Raw genomic sequence first — 17,076 nt, 5'->3', positions numbered from 1 at the left:
CCGCCCGCGATCCGGCTTCGCCCCGCCTGCCCCCAGACATGTGCCTATCGTATGGGGTGGGCTGCGGCGTCACGCTGCGGCATCGTTCCAGATCACCGCATGCTCGGCGGCGCAGCGCTCCCACGTGAACTCCGCGGCTCTGCCACGCCCGCGTGCGACGAGTCCGTCGCGGTCGACCTCGCCGTCCAGGAGCGCGGTCAATCCCTCGGCGATCCCCTCGCCGGTCGGTGGGACCAGGATCGCGGCGTCGCCGGCCACCTCGGGCAGCGAGCTCGTGTCGGCCGCCACCACCGGAGTCCCCGCGGCCATCGCCTCGAGGACGGGCAGCCCGAAGCCCTCGTGCAGGGACGGGACGACCACGGCTTCGGCCCCCGCGAGGAGCCCCGGCACGACGGCTCCGTCCACACGGCCGAGCAGGACGACGCGCTCGAGGTCTCGGAAGAGCTCATTGCGCCGGGGATGCGCTGGGCCCGACAGCGCCAGGGTGATGTCGGGGTGGCGGGCCGCGATGCGCCGCCACGCATCGGCGAGGGCAGGCAGGTTCTTGCGCTCACTGGCTCCGCCGGCGTGCAGGATGTATCGCCCGGGCAGCCCGAGTCCTTCGCGCCTCGCCCGATCCAGCGGAGCAGGATCGCGGAACCTCTCGTCCACACCGAGGTGGACGACCCTGGTGTTCTCGAGCCCGAACATGTCGACGGCGTCGGCGGCCGTCGCCTGGGAGACGCAGATCACGGCGGCGGCTCGCCGCAGCTCTTCCGCAGCGGCCCTGATGGGCGTCCCTTCGTCGGGGAAGCGCCATGCCACCACATCGTGCAGGGTCACGACCTCACGCGGCGCCGGGGGGAGCATCAGGCTCATACGATGCACGAGCACGCCGCGGGGGTAGACGACGCGGCCGATCGAGCGCCGCATCCCGACCCCACCGCGTTCGAGCATGCCGACGGGCAGCCGCAGCGTTCCCTCGAGGTCGGATCGCAGCGAGCGTGCGGCGACACGCTGCACCGTCCACTGCGCGCCGCCCGCGGCCAGCGCCTGGCGCGCACGCGCGGCGATCTCGCGCTCGTACACCTGCGCCCCCATCGGGACCGCCGTGACGGCGGTGGCCAGTGCGAGCCGGTTCATCACGGTGCCCCGTCGCCGGGAGCGGTGGGCGTCACGGGGACCTCGGTGCTCACGCGCCCACCCTACGCGTCGCGGTGCGATACAAGGACTCGTACTGCTGCACCACCTTGTCCCAGGCGAAGTCGGGGATCCGGGCGTGTCCCGCCTCCGCCAGGCGACGGGCCCGGGCGGGGTCGGCGACGAGTGCGCCGATCGCATCCGCCAGCGACGATGTGCTCTCCGGATCCACGATGACACCGTCGATCCCGTCGCGGACGAACTCGCGCATGCCTCCTCGTGTCGTCGCCACCAACGGGGAGCACGCCCGCCACGCTTCGAGCGCGGTGAGGCCGAACGCCTCGAACCGGCTCGGGACGACGACCACCGCCGCCTCGTCGAGGACGGTCGCGACCTGTCCCCGCGACAGCCGGCCGGGCAGCACGACGTGCCGGCCCACCCCGAGCTCGTCGGCACGGCGGCGGAGGGCCTCGGCCTCAGGACCTGCGCCGCCGATCACCAGTCCGACCTCGGGGGCCACGCCCGCCGCGGCGTACGCGTCCACCAGGAGGTCGAAGCCCTTCACCCGCTGCAACCGTCCGATCCCGGCGATGAACCGACCGGGAAGGCCTGTCACCGGCTCGTGGGCGGCCTCATCGACGTCGATGCCGTTGAACACGACGATGCCGCTTCCCGGTGAGAGCCCGAAGCGGTCGACGAGGTCGTCGAGCACGAGCTGCGAGCAACCCGTCACCGCGGCCGCCATCTCCAACGATGCCCGGAGGCTGTCGCGCGCCAGGCGCGAGTGGGTGAACAGCCCGTCGTCGTCGGCCATCGTCTCGCCGTGCGTCGTGACGATCATCGGCGTGCGGGTCGCCCGTGACACGTATCGTGCGTATGTGCCGTTCGGTCCGAAGCAGTGGACGTGGATCACGTCGGGCCGGAACGACCGCACGGCCCGCCACCAGGCGAGCGCGGCTCGAGGCAGCCGGAGCAGGAAGCGCGCGACGTCGCCGATCGAGCGCGCGGGCAGGGGCGCGGGCAGGTCACGGACCTGGATGCCGTCGACCTCGCGCGCGGCGGTCACGCCGTCTCGCGAGATCGTCCACACCACCACGTCGTGGCCGCGCGCGCGCAGCACCCCTGCGACGTGCCGGACGTGCTCCTCGACACCGCCGATGTAGGGCGAGAACGAGCTCGTCGCCAGCGCGATCCTCATGCCTCTCCTCCCGGGGCGATCCTGCACCCGGTCGGTGGCACCGGCGCCCCTATCCTGGAGTTCGGTGATCCGGAGCGGAGGGGACGGTGGCGCTCATGCGGGTCGTCGTGCTCGACCATACCGCCAAGGAGGGCGGCGCGGAGCTTGCACTCCTGCGCCTCGCGCAGCGGCTGCGCGACGACGGCGATCCCGAAGTCGTCACGATCCTCTTCTCGGACGGCCCGCTGCGCGGGCGGCTGCGCGGCGCGGGCGTTCCGACGGTCGTGGTCCCACTCGACGAAGAGGTCGCCACCACCTCCAGGGACGCCCTCGGCGCACGTGCGGCGCTGCGCTCGGGCATCGCGGCAGCGACGTTCGTGCCGCGGCTCGTGCGCGGCATCCGTGGCTCTCGGTCGGACCTCGTCGTGGCCAACTCGCTGAAGTCCGCGGTCTTCGCCGCGGTCGCTGCGCCCCTCGCGGGGCGGAGGTGGGTGTGGCACCTGCACGACCGCCTCTCCGCGGACTACCTGCCGCGCGGTGCGCTCACGGCGATGCGACTGCTCGCGGTGTGGGGCCCGCGGCGCATCGTGGTCAACTCGCAGGCGACGTTCGACACGCTGCCGGCACGGGCGCGCGCCAAGTCGTCGGTCGCCTATCCCGGCCTCGCCGATGCGGCGTTCGAGACCGTGGCGCACCGCCCCGCCGCGCCGGTGGTCGGCATCGTCGGCAGGATCAGCCCCACCAAGGGCCAGCGCGAATTCCTCGAGGCTGCGGCACTGGTCGCGGCGCGGCATCCGTCCGCGCGCTTCCGGATCATCGGCGACGCGCTCTTCGGCGAGGACGCGTACGCCGCCGCGCTCGAGGGTCTGGCGCGCGACGGCGGCATCGGAGACCGCGTCGAGTTCACCGGGTGGGTGGACGATCCGATCGCCCGCATGGCGGAGCTGTCGCTGATCGTGCACGCGTCTCCCGTTCCCGAGCCGTTCGGCCAGGTCGTCGCCGAGGCGATGGCGCTGGGGGTCCCCGTGGTCGCCACGGCCGCGGGCGGCGTGCCGGAGATCCTCGCCGGGGACGGCGCGTCAGGCGACCTCGGGCTCCTCGTTCCACCCGGGGATGTCGATGCTCTCGCCGAGGCGATCGACCGCACGCTGACCGATCCCGCGGACGCCGAGGCCCGGGCGCGACGTGCGCGGCTCGCCGCCGAGCGCTTCCGCATCGAAGCCACCGCGAACGTGGTCCGCGCGGTCTGGAATGCGGCTGCCGCGCCGGGTGCGGCATCCGCTAACCTGACTGCGGGTCCGGCCGGTCCGGACGACGAGGGGGAACGATGAAGCTGCGCACCGACGGCGTGACATGGCAGGAGATCGACGGCGAGCTGGTGATCCTGGACATGCAGACCTCCGCATATCTGACGACCAACGTCGCGGGGGCGGTCCTCGCCAAACTGCTGGTCCAGGATCGCGAGCAGCAGGAGCTCAGCGACGCCCTCATCGCCGAATTCGGCATCGACCGCGACACCGCGGACAGGGACGCCGCGACCTTCGTCGACCAGCTGCGAGAGAAGGGGCTTCTGGCATGAGAATCATCCCGACCGACATCGAGGGTCTCATCGTCCTCGAGCCCACCCCCCATCGCGACGAGCGCGGCTACTTCACCCGCACGATGGACGTGTCGATCCTGTCCGACGCCGGCATCGACCCCGCCGGGTTCAAGCAGGAGAATCAGTCGCGCTCCTACCAAGGGGTGGTGCGCGGGCTGCACGGGCGTACGGGCAACGGCGAGGCGAAGCTCGTCCGTTGCGCGCACGGGGCTGTCCTCGACATCGCGATCGACGCCCGCCCGGGTTCGCCGACATTCGGCGAGGTGCGCACCTTCCTCCTCGACGACCAGGTGCACCGGCAGGTCTACATCCCGCGCGGGTTCCTGCACGGGTACCAGGCCCTGACATCGGTGACCGACTTCGTCTACCGCATCGACGACTTCTACGGACCCGACGAGGACGTCACCGTCGCGTTCGACGACCCCGACCTCGCAGTCGTCTGGCCCGCCCCGATCACGATCGTGAGCGACCGCGATCGCAACGGCATGTCGTGGGCCGACTTCACCCGGAGCATCGGCGTCGCCTGAGTCCTCGGGGCGCGGTGCTACTTCGCGTCCGCGTGCAGGATCAGCAGCCAGTCCCCCGCTGAGGGCGGCTCCAGCGCGTCCAGCCGCGCGGGCGTCGACGCACCGCTGCGTGCGTCGACCCACGTTCCGGCCGGGTTCGCCCCCAGTGCCGCGAGATCGATCGTGATCTCGCGCGCCGTCGGCAGGTACGCGATCGCGAGAGTCCCGTCAGCGGCGACCGCCGCGGTGGCGTAGTCGTGCTCCGCGAGGGTGGGCGGCGATGATGACGCATTGGGGCCGTCCGGATCGTCGAACTGACTCGGCGAGGCGGGATCGTTGATGAACGGGAACCGGTACGGCGTGCCCGCACCGGACGTGATGAACCCCTTGTCGGGCTCCAGCGTGAACCACGCGGTCTCCTCGACGGCGCGTCGCATCGCCGACACCTGCTGGGTGGTCTCCTGGCCGAGCCGGTCCTGCCAGCCCTCCTCGAAGGACCAGTCCGGGGTGCCGTAGAAGTCGCCGGGCGAGCCGGAGGTGAGCGCCCAGCCCAGCTGCATCCGCGTCGCCGCCGGCGGGTTGTCGTACATCCCGGCGTAGACCCCCTCGCCGAACAGGGCGGGACGCGGGGGCGAGAGCTCCCACGACTCCCAGACCAGCTCGTACGGAGGCAGGCGCGTGTAGAGGAAGTCCCAGTCGACACGGTCCCGCCACACCGGCCACATGCGCGACGACGAGCGCTGATAGATCGTCTGCAGGGAGTACGGCCGGGAATCGAAGCGACGGATGCCGTTGAACACGCCCTGGTGGATCACCTCGCCGTCAGTACCGACCCTCGGCTCGAAGTCGCCGCCGCCCATCCACATCACGTTCGGCGCGGCCGCGTACCGCCGCGCGATCCATTCCCCGTATCGCTGCGCCTCATCGCCGCTCATCCGTGCGACCACCCCGTGCATCGACTCGCTCACCACCCAGCCGTCGACCGGGTAGAGGAAGACGGTGATCCCGTGCTGCGCCGCGATCCCCACGAAGTCGTCCACCCGTTCCCAGTACGCCTCGTTCGGCGTGAACTGCCGATCGGAGAACGGAAGGAGGCCATCGAAGGTGGCTCCGGAATCCGACGGTCCGCCGTTGACGGAGTTCCCGAGCGCGGACACGATGGCGGCGTTGAAACCGCGGGCCTCACGGTCTTCGCACCATGCTCGCCACTCGTCCGTGGACAGGTCCACGAACGCCGACCACGGCGAATCGCCCTTCACCAGGATCGGCTGCCCGGTCTGGTCGACGAAGAAGCGCCCCGACTCGTCGACCGCCTGGATGAAGCGCTGCGAACCCGACCCCGAGGGCGCAGGCCTCGGGACGCTCCCCGGCTCCGACGCCTCGGGCGGAGGGGCTGCCCCGCGCGGCGCCAGCGTGGCGGCGAGCGCAGCGGCGACCAGGAGCGCCCCGACGACGACCACGGCCACCAGGGCGACCACGGCACCTCTGCCGATGCGCCGCCGTCCTGACCCGCCGGGGGCGGGCTCGGAAGGCTCGGGCGCCTCGGGCATGTCGTCCTGCTACTCGGGGTCGATCTCGCGCGGCACCGGATCCACGACGACCCAACGGCCGCCGCTCGCCTCGATCTCCGGCATCGCCCTGCGCACTTCGGGCAGAAGATCCGAGATGAACAGCAGCACACGGTCGGGCCGCGCGGCGACGAGGTCGGCCGGAGAGCCGATCGGTACGCGCGTGCCCGGCATGGTCCGTCCGTGCTTGGCCGTCGACGCATCCGCGATGAGCACCACGTCGTCGGAGGTGACGCCGGCCGAGGTGAGCAGCGCGGCGGTGCGCGATGCGGCGCCGTATCCGCCGACCGTCAGCCCCGCCGCCCGAGCCTCGTCGAGATAGGCGCGGATCGCGCCGACGGATTCGACGAGCGCCGTGTGCAGCGACGCGATGATGCGGTCGGGGTCGAGCACGCCCTCGGCGGTCTCGGTCTCCACGAGCTCGGTCACCGACGGCGCCTGCTCGGAGCCCCATTTCCCGCCGCGCTTGGCGAACGCGAGCATTGTCGTGCCGTTGTTGTACAGCGGGTACGACCACGCGCCGATCGCGACCAGGCCGATCTCATCCGCCATGCGGACGAACGAGGGGGCGGTGTAGTAGGCGAAGTGGCCGTTCTTCAGAGCGTTCCACATGCCCTCGCGCACCACGGCCGCGGCGTTGTGGATCATGAAGAGCGCGACGCCGTCATCCGACAGGTGCCCCAGACGCTCCACCAGCCCGGCCTTCTGGTCGGCGTCGTGCATGATGCCGTGCACGTCGACGATCAACTCCGCCTCGCCGTCCGTGACCTCGACGAGCCCGAAAGGCTCCAACTGCTTGTGCCAGGAACCGCCGTGAGGGCTCGGGTAGTGGAACACCCGGCTCCCGGGCACGATGAAGCCGGCCGCGTCAGCGTCGGCGACACACAGCTCGGCCTGGCGCACCAGGGCGGCCGGCTCGACGCCCATGACCTCTTCGGGGGTCGTCGGGTCGTCCTCCAGCTGCAGCAGGCCGCTCACCGGACTGAACACCATCCGCATGCGATAGCGCGGGTCGGGGGTCGGATCGGTCGGCAGCGGGAACAGATCCGACGCCGGCTGCTCGCCGAGATCGAGCACGACGACCCCGTCGGTCGTCCCCGACCACCGGTCCCGCCACGACTCGATGGGAGTGCGATCATTCACAGCAGTCCTCCTTGTGCGAGATAGAACTCGACCTGGCTTGCGGTCACTGCGAGAGGGGTCTCCCCCGCCCGTACGCGCTGCTCCCATTCGACGGTGAGCGCGATCGCCTGGGGAACGCGGAGCGTCGGGGCCCACGGCAGCTCCGCTCGCGCCTTGGACGAGTCCACCATCAGCAGGCCGGCCTCGTGCGGGCCTCCGTCGTCCTCGTCGATCCACGAGGCCCCGGGGCCCCATACGGCGGCGGCGGAGTCCGCGAGCCCACCCACGGTCAGCCCGTCCTCGGCGGTCGGGCCGAAGTTCCAGGCGGTGTCGTGCCGGGACGCGTCCAGCTTCTCGGCGAGCGTGAGGTAGCCGCTGAGCGGCTCGAGCACGTGCTGCCAGGGGCGCGTCGCCCGCGGTCGACGAAGTCGCGCGGGACGCCCCTCCGCGAATCCGGCGATCAGCTCGGGGATCAGCGCATCGGGCGTCGCGTCGCCACCGCCGATCACATTCCCGGCACGCGCCATGGCGATCGCCAGGTCGTCCCGCGGGAACGACACCGCGAACGAGTGCGCCGCCAGTTCGCAGGCCGCCTTGCTCGCGCTGTACGGGTCGTCTCCGCCGAGGTGGTCGATCTCGCGGTAGCCCCACGGCCATTCGTTGTTGCGATACACCTTGTCGGTGGTCACGACGACGACGCGGCGGACGGATGCCGTGGATCTGGCGGCGGCGAGGACCGACAGCGTGCCGTCGACGTTGACCGAGAAGCTCTCGCGCGGCTCGGCATAGGACTCGCGGACGACGGACTGCGCCGCGAGGTGGAGCACGACATCCGCTCCGGATGCCGCCATCGCGGCCGCCACAGCCTTCTCGTCGCGGATGTCGCCGCGCACATCGCCGGCCAGCAGGTCCGCCAGCCCCGCCCGATGGAAGAGGAATGACGTGGGCGTCTCCAGCGCGAATCCGTGGATGCGGGCGCCCATCCGGGACAGCAGCGCGATCAGCCAGGCGCCCTTGAATCCCGTGTGTCCGGTGATGAAAACCGAGCGCTCACCCCAGTACGCTGAGTCCATACTCAAACAGTAGGACATCGACGGCCGCCGTCGACGACCGATCGAACGCCATGGGGAGCGTCGAGTGACTGAAGAGAAGCGCGTGTTCACACTGTCGCAGCAGGCGCAGGCGCGCCTCCACGAGCTGGTGCCGGGCGGGGCGCACACCAATGCGCGCGGATCCGACCAGTATCCCGAGGCGATGACGCCGATCATCACCCGCGGACAGGGCGCGCGCGTGTGGGACGTCGACGGCAACTGGTTCGTCGAGTACGGCATGGGGCTGAAGGCCGTGACCCTCGGCCATGCCTACGCTCCGGTGGTCGACCGCGTGTGCGAAGCCGCTGCGGCGGGCGTCAACTTCTCACGCCCGAGCGTGTGGGAGCTCGAGGCCGCTGAGCGCTTCCTCCAGATGGTGCCCACCGCCGACATGGTCAAGTTCGCCAAGAACGGCTCCGACGTGACGACGGCCGCGGTCAAGCTCGCGCGCGCCGCCACCGGGCGCGACCTCGTCGCCGTCTGCCGCACCCAGCCCTTCTTCTCGGTCGACGACTGGTTCATGGCGACGACGGCCATGCCCACCGGCATCCCTTCGGCCGTGCGGGACCTCACCGTCTCGTTCGCGTTCAACGACCTCGACTCCCTGCGAGACCTCCTCGCCGCCCACCCCGGACGCATCGCCGCGGTCGTGATGGAGGCCGCGACCGGCACGGTCGAGCCGGCACCGGGCTTCCTGGAGGGCGTGCGCGAACTCGCCGACGACGACGGCTTCGTGCTCGTCTTCGACGAGATGATCACCGGGATGCGGTGGTCGGCAGCCGGTGCGCAGTCCGTGTACGGCGTCACCCCCGATCTCTCCACGTGGGGCAAGGCGCTCGGCAACGGGTTCAGCGTCTCCGCCCTCGCCGGCAAGCGTTCGCTCATGGAGCTCGGCGGCCTGAACACCGACGAATCCCGCGTGTTCCTGCTCTCCAACACGCATGGCGCCGAGACGACCGGGCTCGCTGCGTACCTCGCAGTGGCCGACGCCTACGCCGAGCGCGACATCGTCGGGATCATGCACGCGCAGGGCGAGAAGCTGCGAGCGGCGCTGACCGACGCCGTCGCGGCTGCCGGCGTCGCCGACCACATCGGGATCTTCGGACGCGCCAGCGCACTCGTGTTCGGCACGAAGGACCACGAGGGCAAGCCGTCGCAGCCGTTCCGCACGCTGTTCATCCAGGAGCTGCTGCGCCGCGGTGTGCTCGGGCAGTCGCTGGTGATCTCCGCCGCCCACACCGACGAGGACATCGCCGTCACCGCCGAGGCGGTCGCCGCGGCATCCCTCGTCTACGCCGATGCGATCGCCGCCGGAACGACGGACGGGTATCTGGAAGGACGACCGGTCGCTCCTGCGATCCGAGAATTCGCGTCGCCGCGACGACTGGAGGTCTGACATGAAGGTGGTTCTCTTCTGCGGCGGGATGGGCATGCGCATCCGGGCCGACAATCAGTCGGCCCCGAAGCCGATGACCCCCATCGGCGACCGCCCGATCCTGTGGCACATCATGCGCTGGTATGCGCACCACGGGCACAAGGAGTTCATCCTCTGCCTGGGCTACGGGGCGAGCGCCGTCAAGGACTACTTCCTGAACTACCGCGAGACCGCGTCCAACGACTTCGTGCTCTCGGCCGGCGGAGACAGCGTCGAACTGCTCGAGACGGACATCTCGGACTGGACGATCACCTTCGTCGACACGGGGTTGACCACGGCCATCGGCGAGCGCCTGCGGCGCGTCCGGCCGTATCTCGACGGCGACGAGATGTTCCTCGCCAACTACGGCGACGGGCTGTCCGACGCGCCCATGAACGAGCTCATCGCGAGCCTGCCCGACGACCACGTGGGCAGCCTCCTCGCGGTGCCTCCGCAGGACTCCTTCCATGTCGTCGGCCTGAACGGTTCCGGCGAGATGACCGGCATCCAGGCCGTCGCCGACATGGACATGTGGATCAACGGCGGATTCTTCGTGCTCCGCCAGGGGATCTTCGACTACATCGGTCCCGGAGACGACCTCGTGATGGACGGCTGCATCCGCGCCGCCGCGGAGGGGCGGTTCACGGCCAACAAGTACGCGGGCTTCTGGGCCTGTATGGACACCCTCAAGGAGCGCGTCTACCTCGAGGAGCTTCACGCCAGCGGCGACGCGCCCTGGGAGATCTGGCGGAACCCGGCACCCGCGCAATGACCCGCCGCGGGCCCGTCCGGCTGGCGGTGTGGGGCGTGTACGGTCGCGGGAACTTCGGCAACGAGGCCACGCTCTCCGCGATCCTGCAGCGCCTGGACGCCCGCGACGTCTCGCCCGTGCTGTTCACCGAAGACCCGGACGAAGCGGCACGCCTCCACGGGGTTCCGGCCTTCCGTATCGGTCGGCCCGTCTCGGGCCGGGCGCGCTCCCGGCCCATCCGCGCGCTGAGCGCGGCGTTCAATCGGCTGGGATTCCTCGCGAGCGCGCTGCGGCGGGTCGCTGCGGTCGACGCCGTCGCGATCGGCGGCACCGGCCCGCTCGAGCAGTACGGCTCGGGGTCCTTCGGCACGCCGTACGAGATCTGGTGCCTCGGGATCGCCTGCCGGATCCTCCGGAGGCCGTTCCTCCTGCTGGACATCGGCGTCGGGGTCCTCCCCGGTGCCGCCGGACGGTTCTTCGTCCGCGGCATCGCCCGCGCCGCCTCCTATCGCTCGTACCGCGACGAGGCGTCCCGCGAGAGCATGGACCGCAGCGGAGCGAGAGGAACGCTCGACGACAGCGTGGCGGCCGACCTGGCGTTCGCGCTGCGCCCGCCTCTGAGTCCGCTCCGCGAGCCGGGGCTGGTGGTCGTGGGTCTCATGGACTTCTGGGGAGCCGACAGCTCGTTCGATGCGACCGACGAGCACGCCTCCTACCGAAGGCGCTGCCTCGAGCTGGTGGACGGTCTCACCTCGCGCGGGCACGAGGTCGTGCTCGTCGGCGGCGACGACGTCGACCTCGCCTTCGCCCACACGATCGCACCCGATACGGCGGCCGGCGTGCGCGTCGTGGAGGCGCGCACGCCGGACGACCTCTGCCTGACGCTGTCGGCGGCTGCGGCCGTCGTCGCGACGCGGTTCCACACGCTCGTGTTCGCCCTCCTCGCGCAGACACCGGTCGTGTCGATCGGATACGACCGCAAGCACCAGTCGGTCCTGGAGCAGTTCGACATCGACGGCTCGCACTTCGGGACCGAGGTCTTCGATCCGGACACCGTCGTGCACCGTGTCGAGGAGGCCATCCTCCACACGGAGCCGCTGCGCGAGAAGATGGTCCGAGGCGTCGAGGCCGCGCGCACGCGGCTCGACGACCAATGGCCGGACATCGCCCGTGCGATCACGCGGCGGGGAAAGGGAGGCGCATGAGCGGCTTCGCGTTGCCGGAGGGGCCGCTGGCTGTGGCCGCGATCGGCGCCCACCCGGACGACATCGAGATCGGCTGCGGCGGGACGCTGCTGTCCTTGGGCGCGCGCGCGGGGACCGACATCCGCTCGCTCGTGCTCACCGGCACCCCCGAGCGCGAGCGCGAGGCATCGGCCGCCGCGACGGCGTTCGGGCTGGCGCAGGAGCCTCGCTTCCGGCGTCTGACCGACGCCCGCCTCCCCTCTCAGTGGGACGAGGTGAAGGACGGGCTGCACGAGTTCCGCGACCAGATCGGCCAGCCGGACATCATCTTCGCCCCGCGTCCGGACGACGCGCACCAGGATCACGCGCTCATCGGCAGTCTCGTCCGCACGGTGTGGCGCGGTCCGGTGATCCTCCACTACGAGATCCCCAAGTGGGACGGCGACCTCGGCCGCCCCAATGCCTACGTCCGCCTGTCGGACGAGGTCGCCCACCGCAAGGTCGCCCTGCTCAACACGTCGTTCCCGAGCCAGCACGGCCGGGATTGGTGGGACGACGAATTCTTCCTCGCGCTGATGCGGCTGCGTGGCGCAGAATGCCAGAGCCGGTATGCAGAGGCGTTCACGACGAGCAAGATCGTCCTGGGGGTGTCATGACACGACTCACATTCGGGATCCCGGTCTACAACGGCGAGCGCTATCTGCCCGCCGCGCTGGACTCGCTGCGCGCGCAGGATCTCGAAGACATCCGGATCGTGATCTCGGACAACGGCTCGACGGACGGCACGCAGGAGTACTGCCGGGCCGTGTCCGCCGAGGATCCGAGGATCGACTACCACCGCTACGACGACAACCGCGGCGGCATCTGGAATTACGGCAACGTGCTCACCCTGACGCAGACCGAGCTGTTCAGCTGGATGGCCGCCGACGACATCAAGCTCCCGGGCTTCGCCCGCGCGAGCATCGAGGCGCTGGATGCCGCAGGGCCGGGGGCCGTCTTCTCCTGTCCGCGGACCCGCATCATCGACGGCCAGGGGGTCGTGTACGAGGACCTCAACGACGAGGCGATGGGGATGGATGCCGCCACCGCGCACGAACGGATCCGCAACATGCTGCGCGCCCAGGCGTCGCATCCGATGTACGGCGTGATCCGGATGGACGCGCTGCGCAAGACGCGGGGCGTGCTCTCGGTGCTCGGAGACGACATGGTGCTGCTGGTGGAGCTCCTCTGCCAGGGCACCATGGCGCTGGCCCCCGAGCAGCTCTTCCTGCAGCGACGCCACGACGAGCAGGTGTCGGTCCAGGGCGTGGGGGCGACGAGCTGGTTCGCGCCCACGCAGAAGCCGAACCGCACGTTCCCCGAGCTGCGCACCGACATCGAGCTCTACCGCGGCGTCGCGCACAGCGAGCTGCCGTGGCGAGAGAAGATGCGATGCTGGGCGACGCTCGGACCTTCGTGGGCGTTCCGTCGGTGGCGCGCAGTGGCACGGGACGTCGCGAACGCGGTGGGATTCAACCCCGGATCGGGCCGGCTGCGCGCACAGCAGGCGGCGCAACAGGCCGCCGCACGCGCCACTCCCCCCTCGACCTGATTCCGCCAGAACCCTGGCCAGGAGGAGGACGGGTCGGCTACACTCCCAAAAACTCCCCCCTGGCCGTGCGAGCTGTGCACGCTGCACAGATCGCGCTCGGTACCCGAACCGAGGAGGCGCGATGCGCCGATCGATCACCCGAGTCCTCTCGCTCTTCGCAGCCGCCGTCCTGGCGAGCACGATCGGAGTGGTGGTGGTGGTCGAACCGGCCGCCGCGGCTGCGAACCCCTCGTTCAAGGTGACGTGCTACCCGCGTGGCATGGCCCAGAACGATCCGATCGTGTTCCCCGGCCAAGCCGGCAAGTCCCATATGCACTCGTTCTTCGGCGCGAAGGGCGTCGACCAGAACACGACGGTGGACTCGCTGCTGCGCCAGTCGTCGTCGCAGTGCGGGGCCGGCTTCGACACGGTGGACTTGTCGGCCTACTGGATCCCGACGCTGTACAAGGACGACCAGCCGGTGCATGACGAATCCGGAGCCCACCAGCTGGCCGTGTACTACCAGCGCGCGGGCGGGCCGACCGGCGCGCCCGTCGCGCAGGCGATCCCGCGGGGACTCAAGATGATCGCGGGCGACATGCGGGCGACCACCCCGCAGTCGAACGTCAGCTATGTCTGCGCGAAGACCGACGACGCCGGGCAGCAGCGCGGCGGAGGCCACGAGTTCCTGACGTGCAACCCCGACGAGCTGTTCATCGCGAAGCTCGTCTTCCCCGACTGCTGGGACGGGAAGAACCTCGACTCCGCCGACCACAAGTCGCATATGGCATTCTCCGGCGGCAGCCAGGCCACGTGCCCCGCCGGCCATCCGGTGAAGCTTCCGCAGATCACGTTCGAGGCGTGGTACCACGGGGTCAACGGCCCGGCCGGCAGCTTCCGCTGGGCCAGCGGCGGTGCTTACACCTTCCACGGCGATGTCATCGCGGCGTGGGACACGCGTGCGGCCGCGAACCTGGTCAACCAGTGCATCAACGTCGCGTTCGACTGCAACCCGCTGCCGTACTCCCGCGTCCCGCAGGGGGCGGTCACCCAGGCGCAGATCGATGCGCAGCTGGCGGGCACCGCGCCCGCGCCACCGGCGACGCCGGCCCCGCCGACACCCGGTGGCGGATCAGGCCACGAGGACCACGGCACAGCGGCACCCAGCCCGTCGACCACGTCCGGCGCCACCCCGTCAGCCACCTCGTCGGCGTCGGCTCCCGCCGGCTCACAGCCCACCGCGACGCCCACTCACGGACACGATCACGCAGGCCAGACACCCGGCGCGACCGCGACCCCTGGCTCGGACGCCTCGGCACCCCGGCCCGCCGATACGCCCGCGACCGTGGCCTGGTTCGCGGCATTCGCCAGCGCGATCTTCGCGACCATCGTGGCGTGGGGCTTCGCACGCCGGCTGCTGCCGCGCCGGAGACGCTGACCGAAGGCCCCGTCGCCGCAGGCTCGGTGGATCGTCCTAGGACGCTCGCACGGCTCCGAAGTACGCCCGTCGCGCGTCCTGATCGGGCACGTCGTCGTCGAGCGGATTCCGCTGCGGCCCCGACGTGCGCACGTGACGTTCGATCCGGCGCACTTCGAGCGCGTCCCGGGCGGCGGCGACCGTCGACACGGCGAAGGTGGTCCGCGCGCTCGAGTACAGGCGTCCGCCCAGCGACGCGTCGCCCGGCAGTCCGGGGAACGGGTGGTCGCGATCCGCTCGCGCCGCCAACCGCGCCCACCCCGTGCGGGAGGCATACCTCCTCAGGCTCCTCGGCAGCGGGAGCGTCGTACCGAAGACCCGTTCCACACGCGCGAGTGTGAGCGCGACCGGGGCCGACGCACGCAGCGCACGTGCACGCAGATCGAGCTCGTCCCAGTCCACCTCCAGGCGACGGATGCCGTGCCGGAGGTCGCCGATCCACATCAGCTTGTTGGATCCCGCGTGGGCGGCGTGCAGAGCGACGTGGAGCACGGCATCCGTCGCATCGAAGACCGGAACGACGACGCCCGAACCGAGCGTCGCCGGAGCCGCGCGCCCGAGCATCGCGGGCAGTTCGGCACGGACGCGCTCGCGACCCGCGGAATCTCCGACCAGGTGCCAGTGCAGGTCGAGCGTCATGCCGCTCGGACCGCGCAGCGCGATCTCCGACCGCATCTGACGTCGCATCTCCGGCCAGTTGCGGTCGATGAGCGCGAAGCCCGCCGCCTCGAGGGCGACCAGCGCCGTCTCGAAGTCCTCGGGGTGGACGTACACGTCGATGTCGGTATAGGCGCGCATGTCGGGGTGCGGCCAGACGAGATCCGAGAGGACCGCTCCCTTGGACACTGCCCATCGAGTCGACGGACTGAGCGCGGCGCCGATCGCCTTCAGATCCGACGCGGCCTGCATATGCCGGAACAGCTGCGCCGACCTCGCCCGATCGAGCGCCGGCATCCATCCGTCCGGCCCGCCGCCGGCCGCAGCGACACGCCGTCGGATGCCCGGCGCCACCCGATGGAGTTCTCCTGCACGGAGGACGTCCTCGATCGACACCGTCTCGAGAGCGGCGTCCAGCGGACCCGCGACGGCATCGACGCTCTCGACCAGCAAGCGGGCAAGGGGGCGCAGCTGTGCTGTCACGTCGTCAGCGCATCCATCAGCGCATCGGTGAATCCACCGGCGAACGGCTCGCCCCACGGCACATTGGCGACCACGACCGGCACGGCACCGGCCGTCGAGGTGGCCAGGGAGAAGTAGGCGCCGAGCACCTCCGGGTCCCGCCATCCCATCAGCCGCGGGAACGCCAGAAGGGCGAGGACAGCATCCTTCGTGGACAGCCGCTCGAACGACAGCGGAGAGCCGTCGCGCCGAGGACGGGGAATGACGATGGCGCGCAGCGGAAGTCGTTCGTGCACGGTGTAACGCGGGGTCAGCACGGTGCGTGCGTCCACCGTCGTGCGTGTCGCGGCGTCGGCGTCACCGCCGCCGACCAGGTCGAGCGTGCCCTCACGGAGCCTGAACTCCCGAGAACCACGCCGGACCAGCGGCTGCCGGCCCGGTTCCACGTCGATGACGAGCACGTCGTCGGTGACGGATGCCGCACCCTCGGCGCAGAACGCGGTGGCCATGGTGGTCTTGCCCTGACCCGAGTGTCCGATGAAGCCGATCGCCGCGCCGTCCACCTCGACGGCGCTGCCGTGCAGCACCGGATCGCCGCGGAGGAAGAGCAGCGCCGACAACAGCGTGCCGGTCGTGAGCACGGCATCCATCCCGTCTTGAGCATCGATGTGCATCGCGACAGTCACGTGGACGAGATCGTCCGAGATGACGAAGTCGCAGAGGGTGGGGATCCGCAGCGTCAGCCGGCCCGAGGCATCCCGGACGAGCACGTACCAATGATCGTTCTCCGTCGAGAAGTCCAGCAGGATCTCGCCGTCCAGCGGCGCCCACTCGGCGAACCGGGGCAGGGAACGCACGTCGACGTCGGGGGCCCCGTCGAACGGGTCGCCGATCTCGTGAAGGTCGTAGTCGGTCTCGACCTTCAGCCCGTAGAGTCGCGCACGAGTCATCTTTCCTCCTCCGGCTGCTCCAGCACCGCGTACTTGCCCGCACCGTCCGGGTCGAGGCTCACCCCGTCGATCTCCAGCCACGCGTGCGCGGCCACCTCGCCGTTCGCCTTCGTGACTCCGATGCGCAGGAGCGGATCGCGGTGACGAACGAAATAGCCGCCGACGAGCGCGCGCCTCAGGCAGGTCCCGTTGAACGGCGGCTGGCGCAGCAGCCGCCATGCCGTGTCGAGCTGTTCTCGCTCACGGTCCGTGAAATCCACCTGGCTCACGGTGCCGACGTCGGCGGCGCTGCCTGTCATCCCGACCCGCACGCCGCCGATGCGCGCCGCACGCTCGAGGCCGCCCGAGCGCAGGGCGCGCTCGACACGGGCGGCCACGACGGCGGCGACCACCAGGTCGCGCCAGCGCCGGGGAGGCATGCGAAGGAC

17 protein-coding genes are annotated in these 17,076 nt (G+C 70.8%); 9 read left to right on the top strand and 8 right to left on the bottom strand.

The features are described 5' to 3' along the window. Window positions 1-69: 69 nt before the first annotated feature. On the bottom strand, window positions 70-1,122 hold the full coding sequence (locus tag AC1DDU_RS08605; protein ID WP_477433022.1) for a glycosyltransferase family 4 protein: 1,053 nt from the start codon (window positions 1,120-1,122) through the stop codon (window positions 70-72). Between the two features lie 49 nt (window positions 1,123-1,171). After that, window positions 1,172-2,317, bottom strand: coding sequence for a glycosyltransferase family 4 protein (locus tag AC1DDU_RS08600; protein WP_477433020.1), 1,146 nt, complete (start codon window positions 2,315-2,317; stop codon window positions 1,172-1,174). Between the two features lie 95 nt (window positions 2,318-2,412). Here AC1DDU_RS08600 and AC1DDU_RS08595 point away from each other — a divergent pair, with 95 nt between their 5' ends. From AC1DDU_RS08595 to rfbC, 3 genes are read left to right on the top strand one after another with little or no spacing between them, the layout of a single operon-like run. Further along, window positions 2,413-3,627: a glycosyltransferase family 4 protein gene (locus AC1DDU_RS08595; RefSeq protein ID WP_477433472.1), complete on the top strand. Its 1,215-nt coding sequence runs from the start codon at window positions 2,413-2,415 to the stop codon at window positions 3,625-3,627. Continuing rightward, on the top strand, window positions 3,624-3,875 hold the full coding sequence (locus AC1DDU_RS08590; RefSeq protein WP_477433018.1) for a PqqD family protein: 252 nt from the start codon (window positions 3,624-3,626) through the stop codon (window positions 3,873-3,875). Before AC1DDU_RS08595 ends, AC1DDU_RS08590 begins: the two co-directional genes overlap by 4 nt. Next, window positions 3,872-4,423, top strand: a complete 552-nt coding sequence (rfbC, locus tag AC1DDU_RS08585; RefSeq protein ID WP_477433016.1) for a dTDP-4-dehydrorhamnose 3,5-epimerase — start codon at window positions 3,872-3,874, stop codon at window positions 4,421-4,423. The genes AC1DDU_RS08590 and rfbC overlap by 4 nt, the downstream gene beginning before the upstream one ends. Before the next feature lie 17 nt (window positions 4,424-4,440). Here rfbC and AC1DDU_RS08580 read toward each other — a convergent pair whose 3' ends face one another. The 3 genes from AC1DDU_RS08580 to rfbG are packed head-to-tail and all read right to left on the bottom strand — an operon-like array spanning window position 4,441 to window position 8,165. Continuing rightward, window positions 4,441-5,952, bottom strand: a complete 1,512-nt coding sequence (locus tag AC1DDU_RS08580) for an apiosidase-like domain-containing protein (RefSeq protein ID WP_477433014.1) — start codon at window positions 5,950-5,952, stop codon at window positions 4,441-4,443. A 9-nt stretch (window positions 5,953-5,961) separates the two neighbouring features. Next, window positions 5,962-7,113, bottom strand: a complete 1,152-nt coding sequence (locus tag AC1DDU_RS08575) for a class I SAM-dependent methyltransferase (protein WP_477433012.1) — start codon at window positions 7,111-7,113, stop codon at window positions 5,962-5,964. After that, complete coding sequence (gene rfbG / locus AC1DDU_RS08570; RefSeq protein ID WP_477433010.1) at window positions 7,110-8,165, bottom strand: CDP-glucose 4,6-dehydratase; 1,056 nt, start codon at window positions 8,163-8,165, stop codon at window positions 7,110-7,112. Before rfbG ends, AC1DDU_RS08575 begins: the two co-directional genes overlap by 4 nt. A gap of 64 nt (window positions 8,166-8,229) precedes the next feature. Between rfbG and AC1DDU_RS08565 the strand changes: the two genes are divergently transcribed. From AC1DDU_RS08565 to AC1DDU_RS08540, 6 genes are all read left to right on the top strand, one after another. Beyond that, window positions 8,230-9,579 carry a glutamate-1-semialdehyde 2,1-aminomutase gene (locus tag AC1DDU_RS08565; protein WP_477433008.1) on the top strand — a complete coding sequence of 450 codons (1,350 nt, stop codon included), beginning with the start codon at window positions 8,230-8,232 and terminating at the stop codon, window positions 9,577-9,579. Between the two features lies 1 nt (window position 9,580). Further along, window positions 9,581-10,369, top strand: coding sequence for a glycosyltransferase family protein (locus AC1DDU_RS08560; RefSeq protein WP_477433006.1), 789 nt, complete (start codon window positions 9,581-9,583; stop codon window positions 10,367-10,369). Beyond that, on the top strand, window positions 10,366-11,553 hold the full coding sequence (locus tag AC1DDU_RS08555) for a polysaccharide pyruvyl transferase family protein (RefSeq protein WP_477433004.1): 1,188 nt from the start codon (window positions 10,366-10,368) through the stop codon (window positions 11,551-11,553). Before AC1DDU_RS08560 ends, AC1DDU_RS08555 begins: the two co-directional genes overlap by 4 nt. Next, window positions 11,550-12,188 (top strand): PIG-L deacetylase family protein, encoded by a 639-nt coding sequence (locus AC1DDU_RS08550; RefSeq protein WP_477433002.1) that lies wholly within the window; start codon window positions 11,550-11,552, stop codon window positions 12,186-12,188. The genes AC1DDU_RS08555 and AC1DDU_RS08550 overlap by 4 nt, the downstream gene beginning before the upstream one ends. Next, on the top strand, window positions 12,185-13,123 hold the full coding sequence (locus AC1DDU_RS08545; protein WP_477433000.1) for a glycosyltransferase family 2 protein: 939 nt from the start codon (window positions 12,185-12,187) through the stop codon (window positions 13,121-13,123). The genes AC1DDU_RS08550 and AC1DDU_RS08545 overlap by 4 nt, the downstream gene beginning before the upstream one ends. A 121-nt stretch (window positions 13,124-13,244) precedes the next feature. Next, window positions 13,245-14,540: a DUF1996 domain-containing protein gene (locus AC1DDU_RS08540; protein WP_477432998.1), complete on the top strand. Its 1,296-nt coding sequence runs from the start codon at window positions 13,245-13,247 to the stop codon at window positions 14,538-14,540. 36 nt (window positions 14,541-14,576) lie between these two features. Here AC1DDU_RS08540 and AC1DDU_RS08535 read toward each other — a convergent pair whose 3' ends face one another. Genes AC1DDU_RS08535 through AC1DDU_RS08525 form a run of 3 tightly spaced genes read right to left on the bottom strand, consistent with a single transcriptional unit; the run spans window position 14,577 to window position 17,040 of the window. Beyond that, window positions 14,577-15,719, bottom strand: a complete 1,143-nt coding sequence (locus AC1DDU_RS08535) for a nucleotidyltransferase family protein (RefSeq protein ID WP_477432996.1) — start codon at window positions 15,717-15,719, stop codon at window positions 14,577-14,579. Next, the gene (locus tag AC1DDU_RS08530; protein ID WP_477432994.1) at window positions 15,716-16,648 is read right to left on the bottom strand and encodes a hypothetical protein; all 933 of its coding nucleotides are present in this window, start codon (window positions 16,646-16,648) and stop codon (window positions 15,716-15,718) included. Before AC1DDU_RS08530 ends, AC1DDU_RS08535 begins: the two co-directional genes overlap by 4 nt. Next, on the bottom strand, window positions 16,645-17,040 hold the full coding sequence (locus AC1DDU_RS08525) for a lasso peptide biosynthesis B2 protein (RefSeq protein ID WP_477432992.1): 396 nt from the start codon (window positions 17,038-17,040) through the stop codon (window positions 16,645-16,647). The genes AC1DDU_RS08530 and AC1DDU_RS08525 overlap by 4 nt, the downstream gene beginning before the upstream one ends. Between the last annotated feature and the right edge of the window lie 36 nt (window positions 17,041-17,076).

The organism is Microbacterium sp. 05T445 (assembly GCF_056395865.1).
Note: the sequence above shows the minus strand (reverse complement) of the source record. Positions and strands in the feature narration are given on the sequence as shown.